This is a genomic window from Ancylomarina subtilis (assembly GCF_004217115.1).
GTDB lineage: Bacteria > Bacteroidota > Bacteroidia > Bacteroidales > Marinifilaceae > Ancylomarina > Ancylomarina subtilis.
Genome location: NZ_SHKN01000001.1, coordinates 2,339,402 through 2,366,288, shown reverse-complemented (window position 1 = coordinate 2,366,288; position 26,887 = coordinate 2,339,402). Strand labels below are relative to the sequence as shown.

General features: G+C 36.1%; 24 protein-coding genes. 15 read left to right on the top strand and 9 right to left on the bottom strand.

The annotated features are described in order from the left end of the window. Window positions 1-45: 45 nt before the first annotated feature. Together EV201_RS09675 and EV201_RS09670 are read right to left on the bottom strand one after the other, a co-directional pair. Complete coding sequence (locus tag EV201_RS09675; protein WP_130307368.1) at window positions 46-1,131, bottom strand: anti-sigma factor; 1,086 nt, start codon at window positions 1,129-1,131, stop codon at window positions 46-48. 23 nt (window positions 1,132-1,154) lie between these two features. Further along, window positions 1,155-1,640: an RNA polymerase sigma factor gene (locus tag EV201_RS09670; RefSeq protein WP_130307367.1), complete on the bottom strand. Its 486-nt coding sequence runs from the start codon at window positions 1,638-1,640 to the stop codon at window positions 1,155-1,157. Between the two features lie 167 nt (window positions 1,641-1,807). Between EV201_RS09670 and EV201_RS09665 the strand changes: the two genes are divergently transcribed. After that, window positions 1,808-2,626, top strand: coding sequence for a 5'-nucleotidase, lipoprotein e(P4) family (locus EV201_RS09665; protein WP_165389627.1), 819 nt, complete (start codon window positions 1,808-1,810; stop codon window positions 2,624-2,626). Between the two features lie 78 nt (window positions 2,627-2,704). Here the strand turns inward: EV201_RS09665 and amaB are convergent, their stop codons facing one another. Further along, window positions 2,705-4,237, bottom strand: coding sequence for an L-piperidine-6-carboxylate dehydrogenase (gene amaB, locus EV201_RS09660; protein ID WP_130307365.1), 1,533 nt, complete (start codon window positions 4,235-4,237; stop codon window positions 2,705-2,707). A gap of 187 nt (window positions 4,238-4,424) precedes the next feature. Continuing rightward, window positions 4,425-6,848, bottom strand: a complete 2,424-nt coding sequence (locus EV201_RS09655; RefSeq protein WP_130307364.1) for an efflux RND transporter permease subunit — start codon at window positions 6,846-6,848, stop codon at window positions 4,425-4,427. Window positions 6,849-7,297: 449 nt separating this feature from the next. Between EV201_RS09655 and EV201_RS09650 the strand changes: the two genes are divergently transcribed. Next, window positions 7,298-9,013 carry a Na/Pi cotransporter family protein gene (locus EV201_RS09650; RefSeq protein WP_130307363.1) on the top strand — a complete coding sequence of 572 codons (1,716 nt, stop codon included), beginning with the start codon at window positions 7,298-7,300 and terminating at the stop codon, window positions 9,011-9,013. A gap of 128 nt (window positions 9,014-9,141) precedes the next feature. Here EV201_RS09650 and trpS read toward each other — a convergent pair whose 3' ends face one another. After that, entirely contained in the window at window positions 9,142-10,131 is a 990-nt protein-coding gene (trpS, locus tag EV201_RS09645; RefSeq protein WP_130307362.1) for a tryptophan--tRNA ligase, read from the bottom strand. Window positions 10,132-10,355: 224 nt separating this feature from the next. Between trpS and EV201_RS09640 the strand changes: the two genes are divergently transcribed. The 9 genes from EV201_RS09640 (at window position 10,356) to EV201_RS09600 (ending at window position 17,334) form a co-directional block, all read left to right on the top strand. Further along, on the top strand, window positions 10,356-10,904 hold the full coding sequence (locus tag EV201_RS09640; protein WP_130307361.1) for a CvpA family protein: 549 nt from the start codon (window positions 10,356-10,358) through the stop codon (window positions 10,902-10,904). 12 nt (window positions 10,905-10,916) lie between these two features. Then, window positions 10,917-11,972, top strand: coding sequence for a DUF3667 domain-containing protein (locus EV201_RS09635; RefSeq protein ID WP_130307360.1), 1,056 nt, complete (start codon window positions 10,917-10,919; stop codon window positions 11,970-11,972). Window positions 11,973-12,070: 98 nt separating this feature from the next. Further along, window positions 12,071-13,363, top strand: coding sequence for a tyrosine--tRNA ligase (tyrS, locus tag EV201_RS09630; protein WP_130307359.1), 1,293 nt, complete (start codon window positions 12,071-12,073; stop codon window positions 13,361-13,363). A gap of 66 nt (window positions 13,364-13,429) precedes the next feature. Then, window positions 13,430-13,876: a DUF4625 domain-containing protein gene (locus EV201_RS09625; protein ID WP_130307358.1), complete on the top strand. Its 447-nt coding sequence runs from the start codon at window positions 13,430-13,432 to the stop codon at window positions 13,874-13,876. A gap of 294 nt (window positions 13,877-14,170) precedes the next feature. Beyond that, entirely contained in the window at window positions 14,171-14,521 is a 351-nt protein-coding gene (locus EV201_RS09620) for a hypothetical protein (RefSeq protein WP_130307357.1), read from the top strand. Window positions 14,522-14,533: 12 nt separating this feature from the next. Beyond that, window positions 14,534-14,857: a PadR family transcriptional regulator gene (locus tag EV201_RS09615; RefSeq protein ID WP_130307356.1), complete on the top strand. Its 324-nt coding sequence runs from the start codon at window positions 14,534-14,536 to the stop codon at window positions 14,855-14,857. A 94-nt stretch (window positions 14,858-14,951) separates the two neighbouring features. Then, window positions 14,952-16,520, top strand: coding sequence for a PspC domain-containing protein (locus tag EV201_RS09610; protein ID WP_130307355.1), 1,569 nt, complete (start codon window positions 14,952-14,954; stop codon window positions 16,518-16,520). Window positions 16,521-16,630: 110 nt separating this feature from the next. Next, window positions 16,631-17,113, top strand: coding sequence for a DUF4252 domain-containing protein (locus EV201_RS09605; protein ID WP_130307354.1), 483 nt, complete (start codon window positions 16,631-16,633; stop codon window positions 17,111-17,113). 20 nt (window positions 17,114-17,133) lie between these two features. Then, a complete protein-coding gene (locus EV201_RS09600) occupies window positions 17,134-17,334 on the top strand; it encodes a PspC domain-containing protein (protein ID WP_130307353.1) in 201 nt (66 codons plus the stop codon). 105 nt (window positions 17,335-17,439) lie between these two features. Here the strand turns inward: EV201_RS09600 and EV201_RS09595 are convergent, their stop codons facing one another. The 4 genes from EV201_RS09595 to EV201_RS09580 form a co-directional block, all read right to left on the bottom strand. Continuing rightward, window positions 17,440-18,417: a hypothetical protein gene (locus EV201_RS09595; protein ID WP_130307352.1), complete on the bottom strand. Its 978-nt coding sequence runs from the start codon at window positions 18,415-18,417 to the stop codon at window positions 17,440-17,442. 55 nt (window positions 18,418-18,472) lie between these two features. Then, window positions 18,473-19,744 carry a phosphoribosylamine--glycine ligase gene (purD, locus tag EV201_RS09590; protein ID WP_130307351.1) on the bottom strand — a complete coding sequence of 424 codons (1,272 nt, stop codon included), beginning with the start codon at window positions 19,742-19,744 and terminating at the stop codon, window positions 18,473-18,475. Between the two features lie 184 nt (window positions 19,745-19,928). Continuing rightward, complete coding sequence (locus EV201_RS09585; RefSeq protein ID WP_130307350.1) at window positions 19,929-20,465, bottom strand: hypothetical protein; 537 nt, start codon at window positions 20,463-20,465, stop codon at window positions 19,929-19,931. A 25-nt stretch (window positions 20,466-20,490) separates the two neighbouring features. Further along, complete coding sequence (locus tag EV201_RS09580) at window positions 20,491-21,870, bottom strand: deoxyguanosinetriphosphate triphosphohydrolase (protein ID WP_242610471.1); 1,380 nt, start codon at window positions 21,868-21,870, stop codon at window positions 20,491-20,493. A gap of 436 nt (window positions 21,871-22,306) precedes the next feature. On the opposite strand from EV201_RS09580, the gene EV201_RS09575 reads away from it, so the two are divergent. The 4 genes from EV201_RS09575 (at window position 22,307) to EV201_RS09560 (ending at window position 26,844) form a co-directional block, all read left to right on the top strand. Beyond that, window positions 22,307-23,035, top strand: a complete 729-nt coding sequence (locus tag EV201_RS09575; RefSeq protein ID WP_130307349.1) for an ABC transporter ATP-binding protein — start codon at window positions 22,307-22,309, stop codon at window positions 23,033-23,035. A 25-nt stretch (window positions 23,036-23,060) separates the two neighbouring features. Then, a complete protein-coding gene (locus EV201_RS09570; protein ID WP_130307348.1) occupies window positions 23,061-24,314 on the top strand; it encodes an ABC transporter permease in 1,254 nt (417 codons plus the stop codon). A gap of 83 nt (window positions 24,315-24,397) precedes the next feature. Beyond that, the gene (locus tag EV201_RS09565; RefSeq protein ID WP_130307347.1) at window positions 24,398-25,648 is read left to right on the top strand and encodes an ABC transporter permease; all 1,251 of its coding nucleotides are present in this window, start codon (window positions 24,398-24,400) and stop codon (window positions 25,646-25,648) included. A 35-nt stretch (window positions 25,649-25,683) separates the two neighbouring features. Beyond that, window positions 25,684-26,844: an efflux RND transporter periplasmic adaptor subunit gene (locus EV201_RS09560; protein ID WP_130307346.1), complete on the top strand. Its 1,161-nt coding sequence runs from the start codon at window positions 25,684-25,686 to the stop codon at window positions 26,842-26,844. Window positions 26,845-26,887: the final 43 nt, after the last annotated feature.

The window sequence follows — 26,887 nt, the reverse complement described above, 5'->3', positions numbered from 1 at the left end:
AAATGGTTGACGATTTGTTACAGGCGATGTGAAGGAATCTTAAATTTATTTTACAGGCGTCGAGAATCCAATGCCATAGGTGTTAAATGCCACTCTTGTTTTGTCAGTCTTAGGATCGTATTTTTTCTCAAGATTGATTTTTTTTCCAGCAAGTTTTCCAATTTTATTAACCCCATAGCTCGCAATCTTAAGCAGAGTTGATTTTTCCTTGACTTCATCGTCACCCTTACTTGCTTTCCATGAGAGCCCCAGCATGGCAAGTCCCGTATTTTCTGTTTTCTCAGGTGTAATTTCCTTGTGTGTAATCAATTTAAGGTTCAACTCAGTTGAATTTTTAATAGGAACAACTTTATTTTCTGCAATAAGTTGTTTGACTTCAATTTTGTCAACCACTTGTTTGGGAGAGATTGCTGCTTTGATGGGCAAAGCATCCATCTTATTAATCTGTTTATTCTGAATTTTCCCTTTAATCTTGTTTGGAGTCGTTTCCTTACTCTTTTTTGTCTTAGAAATATCTTCGGAATTTTTTTCTGTTTCCAATTCTTGGGTAATGCCCTTTTTTACAGAATCTGGTGTTGAGATTTGTATGGGGGTGTTTTGAGAAAATTGGTTGTATTGAGTATCGCCAGGATTTTTCTCAATTTCGCTTGTCCAAACCGTGAAAAGAATGGCAATTGAAGCTGCCGCGGCAAGACTTGTATAAATAAATTGTTTGATGACCAAACCTTTATTTCTTCTCTTCAACCCCTTTTTATCCTTATAAATAAGTGTTGTATCGGCCTTCAGTTTTGTTTTAAAATATAAATCGAGATCAACTTGTTTATCAGGATTTTCGGCTACGAATTCTTCAAAAGCCTTTTTATCATAAGTATCTAAGTCGTTTTCGATAAGAGCAATACAAAAATCATCAAAATTAGTCTGAAAAGGAATGTCTTTTAGAGCAGGTTTATTTGCATTAAAATCAGCAGATTCAAGCGTGAAATCGAAATCACACATTTCATCCAACTCGTCGTGCAAATCCGGATTAAGCGCAAGAAACGACTGCAACGCCAAATTCTCTTCGGCATTCAATTCTCCTTCGATATAATCGATGAAAAATTCTTCGTAGTTATCTCTGTTAATCGTTCTCATTATTTATTCTGACTGTTTTTAGTTCAAATGATACTTTCTAAATGGCCTATATAGTCTTTCATTTTTTTTCTTGCCCGGTAGATATATACCTTAACCTGTGATTCTGACAGCTCTGTAATTTCAGCTATTTCCTGATAATTGTAGCCTTCATAATCGCGGAGTAAGACCACGGATCGTTGGATATCAGAGAGTCGTTCCAGTGCCTGATCGAGTATCTCTTTTAAATCGGTATAATGTTGCGAGTGTGAATAGGTACTCACATCAACCTGATCAAAGTCTTCTTTCCGTTTTTCCCGCCTGATTAAATCAATCATGGTTCGGTAGGCGGTTGTATACAGATACGACTTCACCTTCAGGAAATTAATATTATCGACGTTTCGCCAAAGTTTCTCGAAACTATCTTGTACAATATCACGCGCCTTATCCTCATCTTTAATATTTTTAAGGATAAAACGAAAGACTCCATCAGAGTGTTGATCGACGCTTATATTGTACTCTTCGAGTTTCATAGGTATTCTTCTCTAAAACGAATAACTTTTTGAAAAGTTACAGGGCTTTTAAATAAAATTTAGAAATTAATTTGATGACAACAGATTGAACTGATTTTGTTTTTATCTTCGTGATGCAAAACCATTTTGTAAATTCATCCCAATTTAAACATAAAATTTCAATTGATATGAAGAAACATATTTATGCACTATTTGTTTTTGCACTAGCCTTAGCTTCATGTAGCAAGCCAGCCTCAACCGATACAAAAGCTCAAAATCAACAAAATGATTATCTGACCATGTCGACTCTTTGGTATCAGAGAGCATCGGAATGCAGAGCGTTGTATTATCAAGCCTATAATTTTGCAAAACAATCCTTAGTTGCAAATTTAGCCGAATCAAAAAATAATAAACCCAAAGCCGTTGTGGTTGATATTGATGAAACTGTTCTTGATAATAGCCCTTTCGAGGCTTACTCGATAAGAACGGGTAAAGCTTTTTCAAAGGAATTGTGGAACGAATGGACATCTAAAGCAGCAGCTCGTCCTACACCGGGATCTTTAGAGTTTCTGAAATTTGCTGAATCAAAAGGTGTTGAAACCTTCTATATTTCAAACCGATCGGTGAATGAAACTGCAGTTACGCTTCAAAACCTTAAAGCCTTAGGCTTTCCTTTTGCTGATGAGGCTCATATGCTATTAAAAACTGATACCAGTGTTAAAACTGTACGTCGAAATAAAGTGACAGAAACACATGAAATTCTAATTTTAGCTGGTGATAATATTGGTGATTTTGATGAGCTTTTTGAAGATCGAAGCAAAGAATTTGGCTTTGGTTCGGTGGATGCTCACAAAGCTGATTTTGGTAAGCGTTTTATTATTTTGCCAAATCCAATGTACGGATCTTGGGAAAGGGTAGCCTTTAAAGGTCAGAAAGGTCTGACTCCTGAGCAAAAAAATGACTTGAGAAAAGAGGCATTAATTGGCTATAAAGAATTGGCTAATTAATTCTCAAAATACAATACAAATGAAAACCCCTCAACGAATATTTGTTGAGAGGTTTTTTATCTCGATTTGATCTTGATTTTAGAGATCGAATTTGATGCCCTGAGCAAGTGGAAGATCTGTACCATAATTGATGGTATTGGTTTGGCGACGCATATAGGTCTTCCACGAATCAGAACCCGACTCGCGACCGCCACCCGTTTCTTTCTCACCACCAAAAGCGCCACCAATTTCGGCTCCGGAGGTTCCAATATTCACATTTGCAATCCCACAATCGCTACCCACTGTTGATAGGAAAGTTTGAGCCTCTCTCATATTCATGGTAAAGATTGACGATGATAAACCTTGTGGCACATCATTGTGCATAGCTATAGCCTGATCAAGTGTGTTATATTTCATGATATAAAGCACAGGAACGAATGATTCATCCTGAACAATTTGCCAATGATTTTCGACTTCGCAGAAACTGGGTAGTACATAATTCCCTTTCAGAACTTTATCGCCAAATACAACTTGGCCGCCGGCTTTTTTTACTTCTGCCAGAGCAGTTTTGTAAATCTTAACTGCATCCTTGTCGATAACAGGACCAACCAGTGTGCTGGGATCAAGCGGGTTGCCAATTTTTTTCTCAACCTGAGCATATGCATTTAGTAGACGATTTTTAACATCGTCATAAATATCTTCGTGTATGATTAGGCGTCGGGTAGAGGTGCATCGTTGACCAGCAGTTCCAACTGAACCAAATACAATACCAGGAATAGCCATATCTAAATCTGCCGATGGGGCAACAATAATAGCGTTGTTTCCTCCCAATTCGGCAATGGTTCTTCCCAAACGAGCGCCAACTTTTTCAGCTACTCGTTTCCCAATGGCTGTTGACCCTGTCACTGAGATTAGAGGCACACGTTTATCTTCTATAAAGTTATCACCCATTACCGATGATTTGGCCACAACTAAGTTGAATACCCCCTCAGGCACATCATTATCTTTCAATACTTTTTGAATGATGTTTTGGCAGGCTAATGCACAAAGAGGGACTTTTGAACTGGGTTTCCAAATCACGACATCACCACAAACAGCTGCAATCATCGCATTCCATGCCCAAACGGCTACGGGGAAGTTGAAGGCTGAAATAACCCCAACAACTCCCAGTGGATGATATTGATCCATCATTTTATGATCGGGGCGTTCTGAATGCATGGTGAAACCATAAAGTTGACGCGAAAGGCCGACAGCAAAATCACAAATATCAATCATTTCCTGAACTTCGCCTAAACCCTCTTGGTAGATTTTACCCATTTCGAAGCTGACCAATTTACCCAAGTCTTCCTTAGCCTCACGTAAGGCATTTCCTATTTGTCTTACCACTTCACCACGAGCTGGTGCCGGAACTTTTTTCCATTGTTTAAATGCTTCTTGCGCAGTATCCAGTACTTTTTCATAATCGTTTATATCTGCGTTTACAACTTTTGCAATCTCAGAATCATCAATTGGAGAGTACGAACTTGTTATATTTCCTTTACATTCGAACCATTGGGTTCCTGTTGTAACTCCTGAATTTACCTCTGAAATTCCTAATCGTTTTAGACTTTCTCTGATTCCAAAATTTGACATGATATATTGATTTTTTTAGTTTCGGTCACCTATCTTTATTTAATCTGTTTAAATTAAGAAAGATTTTAAATAAGCAATATGATATTTGTCATGTTCGTGGTCTGAAGTCTTTACCAAAAGCATAAAAACAACAAACCCGATAGTTTCAAACTACCGGGTATATTGTCTTTTAGTGTATGCAATATTTTTAAAGACCCACTTCTATCTCATCTGTTTCTTTTGTTTCTGAGTAGGCAATCTTTAAATCATCCAACTCAATATCTTCCTCTTCGTTGAAGATATGTAAGAGTGGTTCTTTAAACGATTTATTTGTAATTAATCGTTCAAGAGTAAGTAGTAATGACGGCAACAGAATCAAGTTTGAAAGCATTGCTGATAACAAGGTCACTGAAACTAAAACTCCCAAGGAAACTGTTCCTCCAAAATCGGATAAAGAGAATATACCAAATCCAAAGAATAAGATGATGGATGTATACATCATACTTTGTCCTGTTTCGCGAAGTGCCAGAACAACCGAATTTTTGATACTCCAATTGGTTATTTTAAGTTCTTGACGATATTTTGCCAGATAATGGATGGTGTCATCTACCGAGATACCAAACGCAATACTAAAAACCAATATGGTTGAGGCTTTAATAGGGATACCAAAATACCCCATTAGTGCAGCTGTAATTATCAAGGGAATTAAGTTGGGGATAAGGGCCACCAACACCATTCTTTTTGATGAAAACATCCAGGCCATAAAAGAGGCGATCAATACAACTGCCAGCGCCAAACTTAAGAATAGATTTTTTATCAGGTATTGTGTCCCTTTAAAAAAGACTATACTTGAACCCGTTACAGTAACTTTGTATTTGTCTTTTGGAAAAATCTGGTTAACATGCCCCAAAATAACTTTTTCCATCTGCTCCATCTTTGTGGTTCCAATATCTTTCATCCTAAAACTCATGCGAGTTTGAGTTTGGGTTGAATCGATAAAAGAATCAAAAATATTGACATCACCTTTAATATCTGCTTTCGAGAGGTATGACAGTATGATATTCTTTACATTACTACTCGGCATTTTGTAATATTTTTCCTTGCCATTGTAGTAGGCCTGATGGGCAAATTTTGCTCCTTCAACTAGTGATAGTGAAGCTGAAATTGTAGGGTATTGTTTTAATGAATCGTTTAATTTCTCAATGCGTTTAAGGGTAGAAAGTTTAAGAGCCCCGTTTTTTTTATTCGTTTCGACTACAACTTCCAAAGGCATAATGCCATCAAGATTTTCTTCAAAAAACTTCAGATCCTGATAAATGGTATTATCATGAGGAAGATCGTCCACCATATATCCTGTACTCTTCATTTGGCTGATACCAATAATACTAATAATTACCAGTGAGCCCGTGATTAAATAAACGGCTTTGCGATGATTCAATACAATTTTCTCAAGAGTTGAAACAAATTTGTTGGTAAACTTATTATCGAGATGTTGAGTTGCTTTATTGTCTGGTGGTGCCAGAAAACTAAAAATGATGGGAATCAGCACCAATGATAAAACGAACACAACCATAATGTTCAAAGAGGCGACAACACCAAACTCTTTTAAAATTTTACTTGATGTAATTATGAAGGTTGCAAAACCCGATGCAGTTGTCAAGTTGGTTAAGAACGTTGCATTTCCAATTTTGGAGACAACGCGCTGCAGGGCTTTAATTTTATTACGATGTCTGACGTATTCTCCATGGTATTTATTGATGAGAAATACAGAGTTGGGAATACCAATTACAACCAGAAGAGGCGGTAACATGGCAGTCAGAAGTGTAATCTTATAGTCGAAAAGAACCATGGATCCTACGGCCCAAACAACACTTAATCCAACAACCAACATGCAAAAGAAAACGACTTTGAATGATCGGAAGAACATAAAAAGGATAATGGCTGTTACCAATAAAGACAAGAGAATAAACATGTTCATCTCTTTCTTTATCATTTGAGCCATAACCACCCTGATGTAAGGTAAGCCTGAGTAACGCATTTGCAAGTTGTGCTTCTTAGCAAAGGTCTCGGATCTTTGATGCACAGCTTTTACCAGAGGTTCTCTCGCCTTAGACCCCATAACTCTCCCATTGACGGTAATGGCCATCAAATAGGTGTGGGTATCGTTGTTGACTAAACTGCCCTTATAAAAAGGTAAAGATTCTGCTATGGCAGCTATACTGTCAAGTTCTTTTTGAGAGTTTAATTTTTTAGGGAAAATTGATTCAAATTCGAATCGTTTTTTTTCTTTATTCTTTGTGATATTATATGTGTGTGCTATGGATACGACAGCATCAATACCATCCAATTTGGCCAGGTCATTGCCGAGAGTAATCCAATCATTAACCTTATCCAGTTGATAGAAGTTACTATCCTGAATGGCAAAAAACATTACATTTCCTTCTTGCCCAAAAGTTTTGTGAAAATTTTGATAATCGATAGAAGCAGGGTCGTCAGTAGGCAAGAGTTCAGCATGTTGATATGACATCTCAACAAATTGAGCTTTATAGCCCATAAAGACCGTCATGAGTCCAATAAGGACTATTAATAATATTCTATTTCTGAGAATAACTCCCGCAATCCTATTCCACATATCTTAAAATCTATCTTTGAATCTTCTCAATTGAAGTGTTTGTTTATATATCTAACTGATTGTTAGTTTAATATTAAGTATAAAAAATGACTTGACAACATTTGGGCGAAAATACGACTTAATATCTTTATTTCAAAAGCATGAAAGGCATATCGCTTGTGTACATCCCGATAATTGGATAATTGAAGGGGGGTATTTAAGCTTAATTAATATTTGAATGGTGGAATTGTGTTTGAAAGGATGAAAAAATGTCTTTAACATCTACAGATAAAGGATAAAATTAAGCAAGGTTAAGTTTTTAAATTATTTGGATTTCAAGCCAAAGTTAAGTTAACGTTAACAATTGTTTTTTTTGCCATTAAAAATTAGGTCGTCTCTAAATATCCTATATTTTTGCCAGCCCAAAAAGAGAACTAATTTACTGAAAAATAAATAAATTTAGACTAATTATGAATTACGGTTTAGGTGATTTCTTAACACTCATAGGATCCTTAGGATTATTCCTTTACGGGATGAAGTTGATGAGTGAGGCTCTACAAAAAGTAGCTGGAGAAAAGATGAGATCGATTTTGTCAGCTATGACGTCAAATCGTGTAAAGGGAGTTATGACGGGTGTTTTAATAACAGCACTTATTCAGTCATCATCTGCAACTACGGTAATGGTAGTTAGTTTTGTGAATGCAGGTTTGCTTTCACTGGTTGAGTCTGTGGGTGTTATTATGGGAGCCAATATCGGAACCACTGTTACTGCCTGGTTAATTTCTTTACTTGGTTTTAAAGTGAGTATGAGTGCCATTTCGTTGCCATTAATTGGTTTAAGTTTGCCTTTGCTTTTCTCGAGTAACCGTTCAAGAAAGAATTGGGGTGAATTGGTAATTGGTTTTGCTCTATTGTTTATAGGCTTGCAGTTTCTTAAGGAATCGGTGCCAGATATTAAGAATAACCCGGCGATATTAAATTTCTTAACGTCTTATACCGATTTAGGTTTTGTATCGTATTTATTATTTGCTGGAATTGGAACGCTTTTAACTATTTTGATTCAATCTTCATCGGCGACAATGGCTCTTACTCTTGTGATGTGTAACAGCGGATGGATTAGTTTTGATATGGCAGCAGCTATGGTTCTTGGTGAAAATATTGGAACAACTATTACGGCAAACTTAGCTGCAATGGTTGCAAATACTTCAGCAAGAAGAGCAGCTCGGGCTCACTTAATATTCAATGCATTTGGTGTGTTATGGATGCTGATGATTTTACCTTTTTTCCTTAAGGGAATTGCAGAACTGAATATGTGGCTTGGTGGAGGAAATCCATTATCGACTGATCCTGCATTAGCTAAAGAAACGATTGCAGCTGTACCAATATCGCTATCATTATTCCATACCATTTTCAATATCTTAAATGTGTTGATTCTGATCTGGTTTGCTAAGTTTATTGTGAAAGTTGTAACCAAATTGGTTCCTTCTAAAGAAAGCGAAGAAGAAGAATTTAAGTTGAAACATATTAAAACAGGTATGTTGTCAACGCCTGAGGCGTCTTTATTTCAAGCTAAGATGGAGATTAGTCTTTATGCCAAGCACACTAAAAAAATGTTTAGCTATGTGAAAGAGGCTTTTAACGAAACCAACGATAAGAACTTCACTAAACTTTACGAGAAGATTGATAAGCTTGAAGATGAGAATGATGATATGGAGGTTCAAATTGCAGATTACCTGACTAAGGTTTCTGAAACCAAATTGAGTCCTGTGAGTTCGAAACGTGTTCGTGCATTCTTCAAAATGGTTGACGATATTGAGAGTATGGGTGATTCGATGCTTAATATCGCTAAAGCTCTTCATCGTAAGAGAGAGCAAAAAGCCTGGTTCCCACAGGAAGTTCGCGATAATTTGAATAAGATGTTTGAATTGGTTGACGATGCTTTGTTAGTGATGTATAACAATACAGAAATGAACTTTGAGGAAGTGATGACGAAGAAAGCTTACGAGGCTGAGAAAGAGATTGACGAATTCCGTACAATTCTTAAGCAGCAGCATTTAAGCGATGTAAAAGAAAAGAAATACGAATATAAAGCGGGTATTATTTACAACGATATTTTCTCAGAATGTGAGAAGATTGGTGATTACTGTATCAATATCTCTCAATCAATCTCTGAGATTAAAGAGTAATTGAAATTTAAAATATAAAAGCTCTGATGCCATTGGTATCGGAGCTTTTTTGGTTTGAACCAGTCAATTTTTTGTAAAAAAAAGAGCTACCCCATGGATAGCTCTTTGAAATTATCTTGATTATCGATTTAAAATTTACGGAAACCGATTAATCTGCGAACTTCTTCAAGTGTTTTAGCTGCACTTTCACGAGCTTGTTCAGCACCCATACGAGTTACTTTTCTCAGGTATTCATCATCTTGATAAATATCTAAGAATTTTTCGCGAATAGGAGCGTTAAAGTTGATGATATCTTCAGCCAATTGCTTTTTTAAATCGCCATAGCGAATTTCACAATTGTTGTATTTATCGTTGAAGAAATCGTAGGTGTCTTTTGTCGAAACCACATCCATCAAAGTAAACAAGTTTTGAATTGCTTCAGGTTTTGTTTGGTTCATTTCAGTTGGGCCACTATCAGAAACGGCTTTCATCACTTTCTTGCGAATATCCTTAGGATCTTCTACCAGACCTATTGCATTACCTTCCGATTTACCCATTTTACCTGAGCCATCAAGACCTGGGATTTTAACAAAATCACCAGTGAATGAATAAGGCTGTGGAATTGGGAAGGTTTCTGCACCATATGTGTTGTTGAAACGACGAGCAAATTTACGTGCCATCTCAAGATTCTGCTCTTGATCTTTCCCAACCGGAACTCGCTGAGCTTTGTGGATTATAATATCAGCAGCCATCAAAACAGGGTAGGTTAATAAACCTGCATTTACATTCTCTGGTTGCTTACGTGCTTTATCTTTAAATGATGTAGTTCGTTCCAACTCGCCCAAATAAGCATTCATGTTCATCAACAGATACAATTCTGTAATTTCAGGAACATCGCTTTGCACATAAATACAAGCTTTTTCAGGATCGATTCCACAAGCTAAATATTCTGCTAGTACGTGTCTTACATTATTGTGAAGATCGGCTGGAGTCGGATGTGTAGTCAGGGAATGCCAGTCAGCAATAAAGAAGAAGCAATTGTTATCATTCTGCATTTGCACAAAATTCTTTATGGCACCGAAATAATTCCCCAGATGCAAATTACCTGTTGATCGGATTCCACTTACTACTGTATTCATATTAGTATTAAATTAATAGCTCTTTTTTGAGCTGTGAAAAAATTAATTAATCCCGCAAAATTATGAAACCTTACTCACAAAACGAAATTTAAAATTTAATTCGCCGATGTATTTTTTGCAGGAATAAAATCGCTGTTAAATATGTTTACTTTTTCTCTATATTTGATCTGTTTAAACGATCAGATAATTTGATTTACAGTATTTAGATTTAATAGTGTTTCATAATGAATATACTTGATATTATTATAGGGATTCCCCTGATTTATGCCATATACAAAGGCTTTACAAAAGGTTTTATATACGAAGTAGCAACTTTACTTGCCCTCATTTTGGGTGTCTACGGAGCGATTCACTTTTCTGATTTTACGGCTGAAGTTATTCAGGATACTTTTAAGTATGAATCTCAATATATGGAGTACATTTCATTTATTGTAACCTTTATTGCGATTGTGATTGGAATTAACCTGATTGGCAAAATTATAGATAAAGTTGTTGAAGCTGTGGCTTTAGGTTTTGTAAATCGACTTTTGGGCGTTGCTTTTGGTTTGTTAAAAGGGATTATAATATTGAGTGTTTTGGTGCATCTGGTTAATTATATGAATGATAGGTTTAATTTTATTTCTGAGGAGAAACAAAAAGAAAGTCTTTTGTATGAACCAATGACATATATTTCCGATTCATTATTTGATTTCTTTGATTCTGATTTTTCTACGACAAAAGAAAAGTTTGAGAATAAAATTAAAAAGGGAACGGAGAATTTAAAGAATATTTAATTAGAGAACTGAATGCAAGCAAATATTATAAAACAACAAGGATCTAAGCTTAAAAAGTATATCAAGAAACTTCCTGTTCGCAAACAGTTTCATTTTACGGGTTTTTGTAGCAATTGTGAGCATCCTGTTGATGGGAAGTATTGCACCAATTGTGGTCAGTCAGCCAAAGATTTTCACCGTCCGTTTTTTAGTGTTGTGTCAGAATCATTAGGTGATGCCTTGTCGTTGGATAACAAATTTTTTCATACCATCGTACCACTATTTGCTCAGCCAGGATATTTGACGAAAGAATTCATGAGAGGGCGAAGAGCCCGATACACCCCCCCTTTTCGTTTGTACTTGTTTCTAACTTTTTTTGCTTTTTTATTATTGTTGCACAATCATAAGCCGGAAACAGAGTCTGAGAAAAACTTGACATTTAAAAATAATGATGGCAAGGAAGTTCAATTTTTGTCTTTTATTGATGAAGGTTTGGATGAAGATCTAGTTGATGCGGATAGTTTAAGTGCAGATAGTTTGCTCAAAGGCTCAGATCTTAAAAATAAGTTAATCACATTTAATAAAGATATTGATTCGGTTTCAAAACGAGACAGCCTGGCTGTTCCGATAACTGTAAAGAGTGGAAATAAAGTTATTAGTTCAGAGGTTAAGAAATTGGTTGATTTGTGGCTTTTAAATCCTGTATTATTTATTGATAATGCATTTAAGAAATTGTCCCAAACCTTATTGTTGGTTTTGCCGATGTTTGCGCTTTTTCTGGCTTTATTCTATATACGACGAAAGCATTATTTATTGGAGCATTTACTCATTTCGCTAAATTTTCATTCGTTTATTTTTGTGATTGTGATTTTGAGTGAGTTGCTTATTTTAACAGGGATTAAAGCAATTTATCCATTCGCTTTTTATCTCTATTTCCTTATACCCTTACAGCTATTTTTAACTCTGAAGTTTTATTACAAACAATCCTGGTTTAAAACATTTATTAAATTTTTGATGCTGTCATTTTTTTATAACATCATACTGATCTCAGGCCTTGGGTATAGTTTGCTTTCCTTGGCAGTTGAATAGATGGAAGATATAAGGATACAATGGTAAAATTCTTATCTTTGTCCTCCAAAATAATTATTGAATAACGGAATCCTAAAGGGATATTAAATACAATAAAAATGAGTTTTATAGAAGAATTACAGTGGCGTGGCATGATTCACGATATGATGCCGGGTATAGAAGAACAATTGGAGAAAGAATTGACATCGGCATACGTGGGAATCGATCCTACTGCAGATTCTTTACATATTGGACACCTTGTGGGTGTGATGATGCTGAAACATTTTCAGGTTGCGGGTCATAAGCCAATTGTTTTGGTTGGTGGAGCAACAGGTATGATTGGTGATCCATCAGGAAAGTCACAGGAAAGAAATTTGCTTGATGAGAAAACCTTACGTCACAATCAGGAATGTTTGAGAAATCAATTGTCAGGTTTTCTTGACTTTGATTCGGATGCTGAGAATGCAGCTGAAATGGTGAATAATTACGATTGGATGAAGGACTTCTCATTCCTTGATTTTATTCGTGATATCGGAAAGCATATTACCGTAAATTACATGATGAGTAAAGATTCTGTGAAAAAGCGTTTAAGCGCTGATTCTAAAACTGGAATGTCTTTTACTGAGTTTACTTATCAGTTGGTACAGGGAACCGATTTTCTTGAACTCTACAAATCGAAGAATTGTAAACTTCAGATGGGTGGTTCTGACCAGTGGGGGAATATCACGACCGGAACAGAATTAATTCGTCGTAAAGAAGGTGGTCAGGCATGGGCGATTACTTGTCCTTTGATCACAAAAGCTGATGGGGGTAAGTTTGGAAAAACCGAGTCCGGAAATATCTGGCTTGATCCGAAGTACACGTCTCCATATAAATTTTACCAATTTTGGTTGAATACTTCTGATGAAGATGCTGAGAAATACATCAAAATTTTTACTCTTATTTCACGTGAAGAAGTAGAGGCTTTGGTTGCAGAGCATAAAGAAGCGCCACACTTGCGTAAATTACAACAGCGTTTGGCTAAAGAGGTGACTGTTATGATTCATTCTGAAGCCGATTACGAGATGGCTGTTGAGGCTTCACAAATTCTTTTTGGTCGAGCTACGGCGGATGCTTTACGTAAACTTGATGAAGACACCTTCCTTTCAGTATTTGAGGGGGTTCCTCAGTTCAATGTGGATAAATCTGAATTTGAGAACGGCGTGGATGTGGTTGAACTTTTGGCTGTTAAGGCTGAGGTTTTTCCATCAAAAGGTGAGTTGAGACGTCTTTTTAAAGGAAATGCAATCAGTCTAAATAAGGAGAAAGAGCCGAATGCTGAATTGGTTGTTACTAAAGAACACCTTATTGCGGATAAGTACTTATTGGTTCAGAAGGGGAAAAAGAACTATTTCCTTATTGTTGCTTGTTAATTTCATCGTTATAGCGTATTTTTATGTTTTCCTAATCTAAAATTAACTGACTAATAAATATTAATTATGAAGATTTTAAACTACGCACTAGCTTTATTATTCACCTTAGGTATGTTAAGCTGTGGTGGAGGAGGAGGTGGTTCTGATGAAACTGCACCAACTGTTACTTTCACAAGTCCAAGTACAAATGCTTCTGCACCAACCAAGATTACAGCAGGGCAAACGATTATTTTTACTGGAAGTATTAGTGATAATAAGGAATTGAAATCAATTACATTCACGAATCTTGCAGAGAAAACAAAGTCTGTAAGTGATTTTCTTGCTGATTTTAATGGAAAATTGAACAGTAAAAAACCAGCTTCAGGATCTGTATTGGATAAGTCTGAATATAATGTAAACTTCTCAATTGAAACTTTAGCAGGTGCGCCAGCTAATGAGTATACAATGACTTGCACGGTTATGGATAATTCTGATAATCCGACAACCAAGACGTTTTATATCAAGGTTGAGTAATTTTGATCTTATATTATATAGAAGACCCGAGCATTGCTTGGGTCTTTTTTTTGCCTATTACTTTCCTTTTTTAGGTCTGAAAATCAGATTTTTCATCAAAAAAAGCCTGAAAATTATTTTTCTTTAATTTTTTTTCAAAAAAAATAAGCCTTAAAAGTTCAATAAAAATGGGCTTTTTAGGGTGTGGTGGTAAATTTAAATGGTACTATGTATTGCATATTACTATTTTTAATACGTATATTTGTATAACAAGCAAGTGTGTTTGGAATGGTATTGTATTAAAATATATTTGAAATGAAAAGGAGAATAATTAGAATCATGATGATTTGTATGTTAATCGGATTCTGTATAAGCCCATCAATTTTGAAATCGCAATTGGTTCAGCCCAGTAATTCAGCTTCTTTTTTATTTGAATCAGATATGCAGTATACCATCAATTTCAACAACTGGTTTAGTCTCGATCATCTTTTTGGATTTGACTGGTCATCAGAAGAAAATGAGAAAGCTGAAGCAGGGAGTTTGAAAAACAAACTTGATGTAGAAAGTAAGATGAAGAGCCCTAAGGATTCAACTGTTTTAAAAGTGAATCGAAGCCCTTTAAAGAATTTTAGAAATAAGCCAGTAATCATTCAAACAAGAATTTAAAACATATTCCAAATGAAGATAGAAAATACGAAAGCCCAGATGCGAAAAGGAGTGTTGGAATATTGTATTCTTTCCATTCTCTCTAATAATGATGCTTACGCTTCTGATATTATTAAAAAGCTGAAGGAAGCTAAAATGATCGTTGTGGAAGGAACACTTTATCCTTTGCTCACTCGACTTAAAAATGCCGGATTACTCAGCTATCGTTGGGAAGAATCCACTCAAGGACCGCCTCGTAAATATTATGCCATTACTGATACCGGTCGCGATTTTCTTGGGGAACTGGATGGATCATGGCAAGAACTTGTAGATGCTGTTACCACCATTAAAGGTTAGCATTGAACTAAAATGTATTTGAAATGATTTTTTACACCCATAGAACAAGCGGTTAGTTTTTTTTAGTGGTGTTCGAATATTAAAATAAAAAAAGATGAAAAAGACATTCACAATAAACATAAGTGGTAGCATCTTTCACATTGACGAGGATGCATACGATAAACTCCAAACTTACCTGAGAAGCATTAATGCTCATTATGGTTCGAGTGAAGAGGGACGCGAGATCATCGCAGATATTGAATCCCGAATCGCTGAAATTTTTAACGAGAAATTGAGCTCGAAGGATCAGGTTGTAACCGAATTAATGATTGATGAAGTTATTACAATTATGGGGCAGCCCGAAGAAATTTTCGAGGTTGATAGCGAAGAGGTTGAGGACGATTATAAGAAACAAAACGTTTATAAGCGCCGAAGATTATTTCGTGATCCTGATCATCGTGTGTTTGGTGGGGTTGCAAGTGGACTCTCAGCCTATTTTGGTATCGATGTGGTCGTCATTCGTTTAATTTTTGTTCTGTTATTCATTTTTGGTTACGGATCTTCTTTCCTTCTTTATATCATCTTGTGGATTGTAGTCCCTAAGGCTACAACCACAGCTCAAAAACTTGAAATGAAGGGGGAACGGGTAAATATATCCAATATCGAGAAATCGATAAAAGACGAATATGAAGAAGTGAAAAAAAACTTCGATAATATGCGTGAAAAAAGAGGGCCTCAAGTTAGAGATGGTTTCGATAAAGGGGTCGACTTTGCTGGTTCTGCTTTACGTCTTGTCTTGAAAGTTATACTCATAATTTTAGGCTTGGGGTTAATTATTGCAGGTATTGTTTCTCTGCTAACCTTTTTAGGTTCTCTTATTTTCACAACCAGTGTAGTTGGGCCATTTGCAAACATGCACTTTTCTGGAATGATGATGCCGGAAATGTTATTTACAGGTATGGGAATTAAATTGTTCTCTTTGGGCTTGACGCTTGTTATTGGGATTCCTTTATTACTATTAATCTTTGTTGGTATTAAGTTGCTTGTGAAATTTAAAACCAATAATAAAGCGATTGGTCTTACAGCTTTGGCACTTTGGTTGGGAGGTATTGTCCTTCTGATTTCGGTCAGTTTAACTCAGGTGAAATCATATATAGGTAGTGGGACGACTTATGCCAATACCGAAATTCTTGACAATTTCGATGGGAATACGCTTTACCTAAGATCGGAGAAGAATATTGATTTTAATTGGCAGGATGAGAATTTCGATTTTGATGGGGTAAAGATCATTGTAAAGGATGATGAGAAATTGGTTGTTGGCGAACCGACTCTTGACGTAGAAAAGAGTAATTCCGGAAATTTTGAACTGATTATGAAAAAGAAATCCAGAGGAAGAAATCACCAAAATGCCATCGATAATGCTGAAGAAATCAAGTATACCTGGAAACAAGTTGATTCGTTATTAATATTTGATCAGTATTTTACTTTGCCCGAAGGCGATAAATGGCGCAATCAGAAACTGATGATTACCCTTAAAGTACCTGAAGGGAAAGCAGTTTATTTAGATAAAAGCGTTAACACTATTATTCATGATATTGAAAATACAAGTAACACCTGGGATGGTGATATGATAGGGAAAAGATGGGTGATGAAAAAAGAAGGATTGACCTTATCTCGCAATTAAAATCAGAAATTGATAGATTTTCTTTAACCTAATTAATGATTAAGCATCGGTTTGTTCTGGTCAAATGAATCCGATGTCTGTCATTAGAACAATTCTTAATATTTAAACAGATGAAAAAAGTAGCAATAATCCTAATGGTAATCCTTTTTCCGGTGCTTGTAAATGCACAAACAAAGGGAGAGAAACTTCACGACAAGTTCTCAAAACTTGATGAGTTCAGCAGTTTTTCATTTTCAGGAGGTTTCCTGAAGAATCTTGATTTTGATGTTGACGAAGACGAAATAGAGAAAAATATCAAGGGTGACTGCGATGACATTAAGCTCTTATCTTATAAGCATGAGAATGGGGTTGAAGTGAAATTTAAGAAAATAGTCATGTCTACTCTAACATCCGGGAGATATAAAGAAGTTCTAGATGATATTGATAAAGATGATGATTCAGATGAAATTCATTTTTATGCTTTGGGAAAAGGGAAACGATTTAGTGAGTTTCATCTTTTGCATAGCAATGGAAATCGCACCTCTTTAGTTTCATTTTTTGGTGATTTCCATATTGATGAACTTAAAACACTGTCGAAATATAAGTTCGATTAAGTAACCTAAAATTAAAAGATATGCAACGATTATATAAATCAAACGATAGAAAACTGGCTGGGGTATGTGGCGGTTTATCGCACTATATAAACCCTGAGCTCGATCCGATAATTGTCAGAACCATTGCTTTAGTAGTTTGTTTATTCAACCCTTTTTTAGCTATTGCTTATTTAGTTCTGGCTCTGATTTTACCAGATAACCCGGTTCGGGTTGTCGATTGAGATAGGCTAAAGACTCAGGCCTCCTGAGTTTGGTCTTTTTCATTGGAGGTCATCCTGAGTTAATAGAGCAAGCATGTTTTATACTGTTTGCTCTATTTTTATGCCTTAGTTTATGATGCTTATAAGAATGCAGCTGGCTAGTAATACAGCAAATAAAATTTCAGAAATTTTTGTGTTTCGGTTCATCACAAAAAAGTAGCTCAGAATATAGGATAAAGGAACTGCTGCAATTATTGCCTGAGCCAGTATTGCTGAAGGAAACAAAAAGCCTGATGCAATAGTGGTCATAAAAAGGGCCACAATAATAATCAGATATTTTCTTGAACGAACTCGCTTTTCTTCGAATCCCCATATGGTAAAGAAGATAGAGATTAGGCTTAAAAGAGCGAGGAATATCCAAAGAAGAATCTGAGAAATCGAGAAACTCATTAAATGATCATTCTGAGAGAAAATCATTTTAGAATGCTCAATAAATTGATTTAGGTTATCGTTCCAGAAATACCAACAGACAATAAAAAACAGAGGTGTAACAAAACCGATTAGTCCTCCCAAAAATTCTCTCAATCGGAAACTCCCCAGAATAATTAAAGACCAGACAAACCAGATAAGAAAGAGACTTGTTGGAAGATAAAATAAGCTGGCTAATCCGATAAGTAAACCCGCATCAAATGAAGATGCAATACTCTTATTTCCATGATAGATTTTGAAAATGCTCTTCAGCGATAGCAGTAAGAATAGTGCGCTGATCAGGGCAGGATGCATGCCGTTTGCTAAAGTTGCGCATGAAGCAATCAGAATGAATAAACCCGATGGCAAATCGGTACGTTGCTTGATAAATATAAATTGCTCATTGAGTTGTATCAAGCTAAAGGCTATTAAAAGAATAATTAGATAGCCCAATATGTTTAGAAATAAAGCATTACAATTGAGTATGCAAAGAATCGATTGGTAAAGAGGCATTTGTCCAGAATAATCTGCTAGAGAAACAGGATTCTGAAAGGCATCCAACCACAATAAGAGAGCAATTATCGGAATAAGAATAAAATATAAAGGAGATCGTCTTCTTAAAACATTTAAAAGCATTCTTGTGATTTTTTAGTATTTAACTTCTTTGCAAACTCAATTGTAAGCTGTTCAATTATTGTAAATCGAAACCAATATCTTTTCTGTAATATTTGCCTTCGAATTGGATCTTTTCTGCATTGCTGAACGATTTTTCAAGCGCATTAGCAAGATTTTCGCCGTACGAACTGACTGCTATCACACGTCCGCCATTGGTTACAACTTCATTGTTGTTATTTGTTGTGCCAGCGTGGAAAACGATACTTTCTGAAACCTGATCAAGTCCACTGATTACTTTCCCTTTTTCATAAGCCTCAGGATATCCGCCTGAAACCAACATGACTGTTGAGACTGTTCTTTCGTCTAATTCCAATTCGAATTGCTCGAGTTTTTTATCAGCAACGGCTACCATCAGATCAAGGAAATCGGATTTGATGCGTGGCAATACCACCTCAGTTTCAGGATCACCCATTCTGACATTGTATTCAATTACAAAGGGATCATTCTCAACCTTCATCAAACCTATAAAGACGAAACCTACAAAAGGAGTCTTGTCTTTTTGGAAACCTTCAATGGTTGGCTTGATGATTCGTTCTTCAACCTTAGTCATGAATTCCTTGTTGGCAAAATGAACAGGAGAAATGGCTCCCATACCACCCGTGTTCAAACCGGTATCACCTTCACCAATGCGTTTGTAATCCTTCGCCTCGGCAAGAACTTTGTAGTTTTTGCCATCTGTTAAAACAAAAACAGAAAGCTCAATTCCAGATAAAAACTCTTCGATAACAACCGTTGCACTTGCTGCACCAAACATGCCACCAATCATTTCTTTTAATGATTGTTTGGCTTCGTCCAGATTGTCGATAATTAAAACACCTTTCCCGGCAGCTAATCCATCAGCTTTAAGCACGTAGGGTGCTTTTAAGCTTTCAAGAAACTGATAACCTTCTTCAAGATTTTCCGATGTTATACTTTTGTATTGGGCCGTTGGAATTTGATGACGTGCCATGAAATCTTTGGCGAAATCCTTGCTACCTTCCATTTGTGCAGCCGCTTTTTCAGGACCGATGACAGCAATTTTACTCAGCTCGGCGTCTTCCAAAAAGAAATCGTGAATCCCATTCACCAAAGGATCTTCAGGACCAACAATAACCATATTGATTTCTTTGTCGAGAACAAAGCTTTTTACTTTTTCAAAATCGTTTGGATTGATGTTGACATTTTCTGCAATTTCAGCAGTTCCGGCATTTCCCGGAGCAACATATAGTTTTTCAAGCTTATTGCTTTGAGCGATTTTCCATGCAAATGCATGTTCTCTACCTCCTGATCCTAATACAAGTACTTTCATGTGTTAAATTTTGACTTCCAGTTTACACTGGCGGCATTTCAATGAATTTATAGAATGGTTTTCTTTCGAATTTCGTTTTCAGTTTGGCCAATTGAATAAGTGGCGGGTTTGAAAATGCAAATTTACAGAATGATATGATTAAACAAATTGCGTTAAGCTATTTTTTTAGTAATGCTAAGTCGAACTATTCGAATTGAATAGAATTAAAAAAGATCATTTTCTTATCCAGAAGGACTTGTTTCATCCGTGTTGGACCACCTATGGTAAATTGATAGATAAATTGGTCTTTGAAAAAGAAACGTTTGAAATATGTATATTCGTGTTTCCCAAGCATCATGGTATACACAATTTCTTTCCCCAATAATTTTTTATAAACGACACTTTGTTCTGAAACTAAGAGGGCGTCGCTGCTCAACAGGCTACCTTCTTTCATTTGTTCGTAGTATTCCGAAGGATCGGAGTGGTTAAAATCGACGTCGATAGCCGAAAAATCTGAAGCGACAATGCCGTAGATATTAGCCGCATCGCGGTGTGAGAATATCTCAGACTTTATACCATTCAGTTCCTGGTTTCTGATGTTTGGTGTTTCGGGCAGTTTAAAACTGATTTTTGATTTTTCAGATTTTGTTTGGGTCCAGTTTATCTGAGCTTGTACACTTGAGAAAGAGTTGATTAGAACAGTAAAGAGCAGTAGTTTTATTTTAATATTTTTGAATTTCATCTTTTGCGTTTTAGCGGAATAGTTTTTAATAAGTATCAGGCAGTTTTATTCCTTTTATCGTTCGGTAAAGATCCAAAGCAAAAACATCTGTCATCCCTGAAACAAAGTCTAATATCGACATGATTTTTAAATACTCATCATTGCCATTGTGATTGTATTGTTCAGGAATCAGTGATAAAAGTTTCTTAGAATAAAAATTATCAGGATCTAAAGTCGCTTCTACAAATTCTTGAAGTAAAGTGCCTAGTATTTTATATCCAGCCAATTCAATTTCGAGAACAGATCGGTGTTTGTATATTTTTGAAACAGCAACTTTTGTACATGTTTTATAGGCAATTTTCGAGCTTTCAGAAACTTCTTTGATCAGGGTAGATGTAAATTCACCAGCCATTATTTGGTCTTCATTTTCAACAAAGGCCGTCACGCACTCTTTTATTAATTTACCGATAACACCAGCTCTGATATAAGCGATTTGCTCATTGGTGTCACTCACCTCTTCACAAGTCTCTGCAATGCGTGCAATGATATTGCGATCATCCGTTTCATCATAAAAATTCAATAACAAACGTTTGGTTTCGTCCGTTGATAAGATTTTCAGTTTGTGAGCATCTTCAATATCCATAATCTGATAACAAATATCATCGGCAGCTTCAACCAAATACACAAGAGGGTGACGCGCAAAAATACCCGGTTTAATTTCCGGAATGCCCAGCTCTGTGGCTACTTTTTCATAGTTCTCTTTTTCGGTATTGAAGAAGCCATATTTGCGTTTCCCAACTTCTGGAATTTTATAGGCTTCCCATGGGTATTTTATAACAGCAGCAATGCTCGAGTAGGTCAGAGCAAAGCCTCCTTTTCGCCGACCGTTAAAAGCATGTGTTAACAGTCGGAAAGCATTTGCATTACCCTCAAAGTTGCAAAGATCTGCCCACTGTTCTGTTGTAAACTGATTTTCCAGCTTTTTGCCTTTGCCATGTGTAAAATAGTAGGATAGGGCCTCCTCACCCGAATGGCCGAAAGGTGGATTGCCAAGGTCGTGTGCCAAACAAGCCGTGGCAACAATATTACCTATCCCAGCCAGGTAGGGATTATTTTCATATTTCTTTGAACTGGCAAGTTTCTCAGTTAAAAGATTTCCTAATGAACGCCCTACGCTTGAAACCTCCAGACTATGAGTTAATCTATTGTGAACGAAAATGCTTCCAGGTAAAGGAAATACTTGAGTTTTATTTTGAAGTCTTCTAAAAGGGGACGAGAAAATTAAACGATCGTAATCGCGTTGAAATTGTGATCGAATTTCATGTTCGTCAATTGCGACACGATCTTCCTGACCGAATCGTTTAGCAGATAATAGTTGGTTCCAGTTCATGTTATTTTGTTGAATTTCGATAACATTTGTCATCATAAATCGCTTTGAGATTTAATCGAAGCTAATTTACACTAAATCCTCCTGTTCTTTTAATCATTTAAGTTGAATTCACCGGTTTTTTAGAAATTAAACTTGTGTACATAACGAAACTGTTCGGTATCGAACGGTAGCGTATTAATATCGGACAGACTTTATTGAAAATACTGCTCGGTTAAACACATCATTTGGCTCGTTTTTAGTAACTTGAATTCGTTGGCATGACTATTGGTCTTAATAAGACTTAGATAAGCGTTTTAACCTTTTTTAACGTTATTGAAAGGATAACTGAGTTTATTTAACATGATGTTTATCGAGTTAATCGGTCGTTTGTCTAAATTTGTTTGATAACAATCCTAAAATCTTTAATATTAGATATCGAAATCCTGACCAAATTTCGATTTGATCAAAGAAGCAATTAAAAATACTAACGATTATGATTCGACTAAAAAATATTCATAAATCTTATATTACTGGAGCGAATAAGCTGCATGTTCTTAAGGGAATTGATTTGCATATAAAAGAGGGCGAACTGGTTTCAATTATGGGTTCCTCAGGCTCAGGTAAGTCAACCCTTCTAAATATTTTAGGTCTTTTGGATACCCATGACGAGGGGACTTATATTCTGAATGATCAGGAAATAAAATCGATGAGTGAAACTAAGGCTGCAAAACTTAGGAATAACCTGTTGGGATTTGTATTTCAATCGTTCAACCTGATTTCGTTTAAAAATGCCATGGAGAATGTGGCACTTCCTTTATATTATCAAAAAGTATCTCGTAAAAAACGGAATAAGCTTGCTGTTGAGTATCTCGATAGAATGGGATTAAAAGAGTGGGCTGAACACATGCCAAATGAATTGTCAGGTGGTCAAAAACAAAGGGTTGCTATCTCAAGAGCGATGATTACTAATCCGAAGATTATTCTTGCTGATGAACCCACTGGTGCCCTTGATTCGCAAACCTCGCTAGAGGTTATGGAGCTCTTAAGAGAAATTAATCGTACAGGAATTACGGTAATTATTGTTACTCACGAAATGGACATTGCTGAGATGACAGACAGAGTGATCAATTTAAAAGATGGATGTATTGAATCTATTATTGAGCACAATCATTCTTTGGATGGTATCGAATCAATTCTCAAAAGAGAAAAAATCACGGAGTAATTTACGAGAACTTTAATTTCAGACTATGTTTGATAGAGATAAATGGAACGAGATCTTCAGTACCATTAGAAAAAATAAAACACGAACCTTTCTTACTGGATTTTCTGTCGCTACAGGGATTTTCATGCTTATTTTCCTGTTAGGGGCCGGTAGAGGGCTGCGAAATGGAATGAAGGATGTTTTCGCTCAGGATGCGACAAACAGTATGCAGATATGGGGTGGACGAACCACTAAGGCTTATAAGGGGACTCCTGAAGGGAAGTGGATTCAAATGGTAAATGCCGATTTAGAGAGTCTTAAAAAGTCGATTGGTAAAATAGATGCTATTTCTGCAATGAGCTATATTCCGGGAGCAGAAGTTATATCTTATAAAGATAATTTTGGAAACTTTAATGTTTCTCCAATTCATGATACCTATAAGGAGATAAAGAACTTTGATGTTATCGAAGGACGCTTTCTTAATAAAATCGATATTGCAGAGCATCGTAAGGTTGTAATTATTCAGGATGAAGTAGAAAAAATCTTATTCCCTAAGGAGACTTCTCTGGGAAAATTCATCAATATCAATAAGATCAAGTTTAAGGTTGTTGGTGTTTTCATAAAGAAAGATTTTGAAGAGAATTCCCGTGATATTTACATCCCAATTACAGTCGCTCAGAAAATTTTTAATAATAATGATCATTTGCGTCGTATATCTTTTACTCTGGATAATGTGTCTGTAGAGGAAAGTAAAGAAATTGAGAAGCAGATTACTTATAAAATGGCTGCCATACACAATTTTAGTCGAGAAGATAGAAATGCATTATGGATTCAGAATAATATTGAGAATTCAAAGCAGTTTTCAGCCATGTTTAGTGGCATCGAAAAATTTGTCTGGATCATCGGGATTTTTACAATTCTACTGGGTGTTATTGGTGTTTTCAATATCATGATGATTGTTGTAAAAGAAAGAACCAAAGAGATTGGTATTCGAAAAGCAATTGGAGCTTCTCCAGCTTCGGTTATATCTCTTGTGTTGATGGAATCCATCTTTATTACAGCTGCTTCAGGATATTTTGGACTGATTGCCGGTGTGGGCTTGCTGGAAATGATTAGTAAATTCAATTGGATTGAGAAGTTATACCCTCCGGCTGCAATTTATTTCTTAAACCCTCAAGTAGATTTAGGAATAGCCGTTGGTGCAACAATTGTTCTTGTTGTTACGGGTGCTTTGGCCGGATTTTTCCCGGCACGACGAGCTGCGTCTATTCAACCGATTGATGCACTTAGAGATGAATAGTTTCTTTTTAAGTAAGTAATTGAAAGGAATCTTATCTCAAAAGGTGTTAAAGAGATTCGATTCAAAATCAAAAAAACAAAAGAATGTTCGATTTGGATAAATGGCAGGAAATTACGTCTGCTCTCAAGAAAAATAAATTAAGAACGGCTCTGACAGGCTCAGGGGTGATGTTTGGGATTTTGATCTTAGTCACTCTTTTGGGGCTGGGAATGGGGTTTCAAAATAGAATGAAATCAAACCTGGGGAACTTGGCAACGAATTCAACCATCTTTTGGACTGAAAAAACGACAAAAACTTTTAAAGGTCTACCTAGAAATCGAAGCTTTCAGTTTGATAATACGGATTTGATTGCGATGAAACGATCAATTCCTGAAATTGAGGATGTTGCACCTCAGATTAATGCATGGAGTGGCGGAGCTAATTATAATACGTTTAAAAAAGAGAAAAAAGGGAATTTTAAGATTAAGGGGACTTCACCAGAAATGAATAGGGTGGTTCCGGTAGATGTTCTTACTGGACGATTCATCAATGAAAATGATCTGAAAGAGATGAGAAAGGTGATAACGATCGGACCTCGGGTAGTCGAACTCATGTTTGAAGATGATGAGGAACCCATAGGACAGTATTTGAAGATAAATGGGATCTTCTTTCAAATTATTGGAACCGTTAAACCATTGAGTCGTAATATGGGGATGAGTGATGATATTGTTCAAATGCCCTATACCACACTTCAAAAAATATACAACAGAGGTGAGAAATTCAACGTTTTTATGGCAACAGCAAAGGTTGGCGAGTCTGTTGAGGATATTGAAGACAATATCATTAGTCTTTTGGCTCGTCGACACAAAATAAGCCCTGATGATGAAGAAGCTTTTGGTCATTTTAATCTGGCTAAAATCTTCAATAAAATATTTGGCTTGTTTAATAGCATTGGCTTTCTGTTTTGGGTGATTGGTTTTGGCGTTCTTATAACGGGAATTATTGGTGTTAGCAACATTATGCATGTTGTGGTAAAAGAACGAACCCGTGAAATTGGGGTGAAACGAGCCATTGGCGCCAGACCGCTATCTATTGTTAGTCAGATAGTTACTGAATCTGTTTTTCTAACCACCTTTGCAGGCTTCTGGGGTTTGGTTATCGGAGTCCTGATAGTGGAGGCGGCTGGTAAAATGACCGCGGGCGATCCCAATGCGATGATAATGAATCCTTATGTTGATATAAAAGTGGCCTTTGTTGCCCTTGGCGTTTTGGTTGTCTTTGGCTGTATTGCAGGCTTATTGCCGGCACAGAGAGCCATGAAGATCAAACCAGTGGATGCTTTACGTTACGAATAAATAAAACTAGATATAACACTTGAAATAACATTGATATGAAAAAAGTTTTTAGAATTGTATTGATCGTATTCTTTATCGGTCTTTTTTTAGGAACCATAGGTTTCCTTTACAATAAATCACAAGAGAAACCTGAGCTGTACGATACAAAATCTCCGGAGATTACCGATATCGTAAAAAAGACAGTTGCTACTGGCTCTGTTATTCCTAGAAAAGAAATTAAAATTAAACCTCAAGGGGTGTCTGGTATTGTTGAAACCTTGTTTGTTGAGCCAGGTCAGATGTTAAAAAAAGGAGATAAGATTGCTAAAATCAAGATTATTCCTGATATGATTAATCTGAATTCAGCAGAGTCAAGGGTTGAAAGAGCTCAAATTAATTTTGAAGATGCTCAGATTAATTACAACCGTGATAAGTTACTTTATGAGAAAAAAGTGATTTCTGAAGCAGATTTCCAAAAGCCACGTTTAGCTTTTCGTAGTGCGCAAGAAGAATTAAAGTCAGCTAAGGATAATCTTCAGTTAATAAAGGAGGGGGTTACTTCTAAGTCAGGCGCTGTGACTAATACAATTATTCGATCGACCATTGAGGGGATGATTCTTGATATTCCGGTTAAGGAAGGTTATTCTGTTATTCAGAGTAATACCTTTAATGAAGGAACAACCGTTGCTATCGTAGCGGATATGGGGGAGATGATTTTTCAGGGTAAAGTTGATGAAACTGAGGTTGGAAAAATTAAACAAGGTATGAATCTGAAATTAACTATTGGTGCGATTGAGGATTATAAGTTTAATGCTCACCTGGAATATATTTCACCTAAAGGCGTTGCCGAAAATGGAGCCATTCAGTTCGAAATTAAGGCATCTGTTGAGTTGGATAATGACCACTTTATTCGTTCAGGTTATAGTGCTAATGCCGAAATTGTTCTTGACAAACGTGAGAAGGTATTGGCCGTAAATGAGAGTTTGTTAGAGTTTAGTAACGATTCCAGTTTTGTAAATATTGAAACAGCACCTCAGGTTTTTGAAAAGCGTTTCGTTAAAACAGGTTTATCGGATGGTATTAATATCGAAATCCTAGATGGAATAAGTAAAGATGACAAAATCAAGGGCGAGAAGATGTCTAAGATTGAGCAGATGAAGGAGATGAAGAGAAAGAAGGATGAGGAGAAGAAGAAAAAGAAAAAATCTAACAGCTAATCTGTAAAATTCATTTTCGTCAAAAAACAAAATTTAATTCTAT

What these genes read in the sequence shown, in the direction of transcription:
- EV201_RS09620 (WP_130307357.1), top strand. Translation starts at nt 14,171, where the DNA reads ATGAAAAGGAGAATAATTAGAATCATGATGATTTGTATGTTAATCGGA.
- purD (WP_130307351.1), bottom strand. Translation starts at nt 19,744, where the DNA reads ATGAAAGTACTTGTATTAGGATCAGGAGGTAGAGAACATGCATTTGCA.
- EV201_RS09640 (WP_130307361.1), top strand. Translation starts at nt 10,356, where the DNA reads ATGAATATACTTGATATTATTATAGGGATTCCCCTGATTTATGCCATA.
- amaB (WP_130307365.1), bottom strand. Translation starts at nt 4,237, where the DNA reads ATGTCAAATTTTGGAATCAGAGAAAGTCTAAAACGATTAGGAATTTCA.
- EV201_RS09600 (WP_130307353.1), top strand. Translation starts at nt 17,134, where the DNA reads ATGCAACGATTATATAAATCAAACGATAGAAAACTGGCTGGGGTATGT.
- EV201_RS09650 (WP_130307363.1), top strand. Translation starts at nt 7,298, where the DNA reads ATGAATTACGGTTTAGGTGATTTCTTAACACTCATAGGATCCTTAGGA.
- EV201_RS09570 (WP_130307348.1), top strand. Translation starts at nt 23,061, where the DNA reads ATGTTTGATAGAGATAAATGGAACGAGATCTTCAGTACCATTAGAAAA.
- EV201_RS09665 (WP_165389627.1), top strand. Translation starts at nt 1,808, where the DNA reads ATGAAGAAACATATTTATGCACTATTTGTTTTTGCACTAGCCTTAGCT.
- EV201_RS09635 (WP_130307360.1), top strand. Translation starts at nt 10,917, where the DNA reads ATGCAAGCAAATATTATAAAACAACAAGGATCTAAGCTTAAAAAGTAT.
- EV201_RS09595 (WP_130307352.1), bottom strand. Translation starts at nt 18,417, where the DNA reads ATGCTTTTAAATGTTTTAAGAAGACGATCTCCTTTATATTTTATTCTT.
- EV201_RS09560 (WP_130307346.1), top strand. Translation starts at nt 25,684, where the DNA reads ATGAAAAAAGTTTTTAGAATTGTATTGATCGTATTCTTTATCGGTCTT.
- EV201_RS09575 (WP_130307349.1), top strand. Translation starts at nt 22,307, where the DNA reads ATGATTCGACTAAAAAATATTCATAAATCTTATATTACTGGAGCGAAT.
- tyrS (WP_130307359.1), top strand. Translation starts at nt 12,071, where the DNA reads ATGAGTTTTATAGAAGAATTACAGTGGCGTGGCATGATTCACGATATG.
- EV201_RS09580 (WP_242610471.1), bottom strand. Translation starts at nt 21,870, where the DNA reads ATGATGACAAATGTTATCGAAATTCAACAAAATAACATGAACTGGAAC.
- EV201_RS09610 (WP_130307355.1), top strand. Translation starts at nt 14,952, where the DNA reads ATGAAAAAGACATTCACAATAAACATAAGTGGTAGCATCTTTCACATT.
- EV201_RS09655 (WP_130307364.1), bottom strand. Translation starts at nt 6,848, where the DNA reads ATGTGGAATAGGATTGCGGGAGTTATTCTCAGAAATAGAATATTATTA.
- trpS (WP_130307362.1), bottom strand. Translation starts at nt 10,131, where the DNA reads ATGAATACAGTAGTAAGTGGAATCCGATCAACAGGTAATTTGCATCTG.
- EV201_RS09565 (WP_130307347.1), top strand. Translation starts at nt 24,398, where the DNA reads ATGTTCGATTTGGATAAATGGCAGGAAATTACGTCTGCTCTCAAGAAA.
- EV201_RS09670 (WP_130307367.1), bottom strand. Translation starts at nt 1,640, where the DNA reads ATGAAACTCGAAGAGTACAATATAAGCGTCGATCAACACTCTGATGGA.
- EV201_RS09675 (WP_130307368.1), bottom strand. Translation starts at nt 1,131, where the DNA reads ATGAGAACGATTAACAGAGATAACTACGAAGAATTTTTCATCGATTAT.
- EV201_RS09615 (WP_130307356.1), top strand. Translation starts at nt 14,534, where the DNA reads ATGAAGATAGAAAATACGAAAGCCCAGATGCGAAAAGGAGTGTTGGAA.
- EV201_RS09605 (WP_130307354.1), top strand. Translation starts at nt 16,631, where the DNA reads ATGAAAAAAGTAGCAATAATCCTAATGGTAATCCTTTTTCCGGTGCTT.
- EV201_RS09625 (WP_130307358.1), top strand. Translation starts at nt 13,430, where the DNA reads ATGAAGATTTTAAACTACGCACTAGCTTTATTATTCACCTTAGGTATG.
- EV201_RS09585 (WP_130307350.1), bottom strand. Translation starts at nt 20,465, where the DNA reads ATGAAATTCAAAAATATTAAAATAAAACTACTGCTCTTTACTGTTCTA.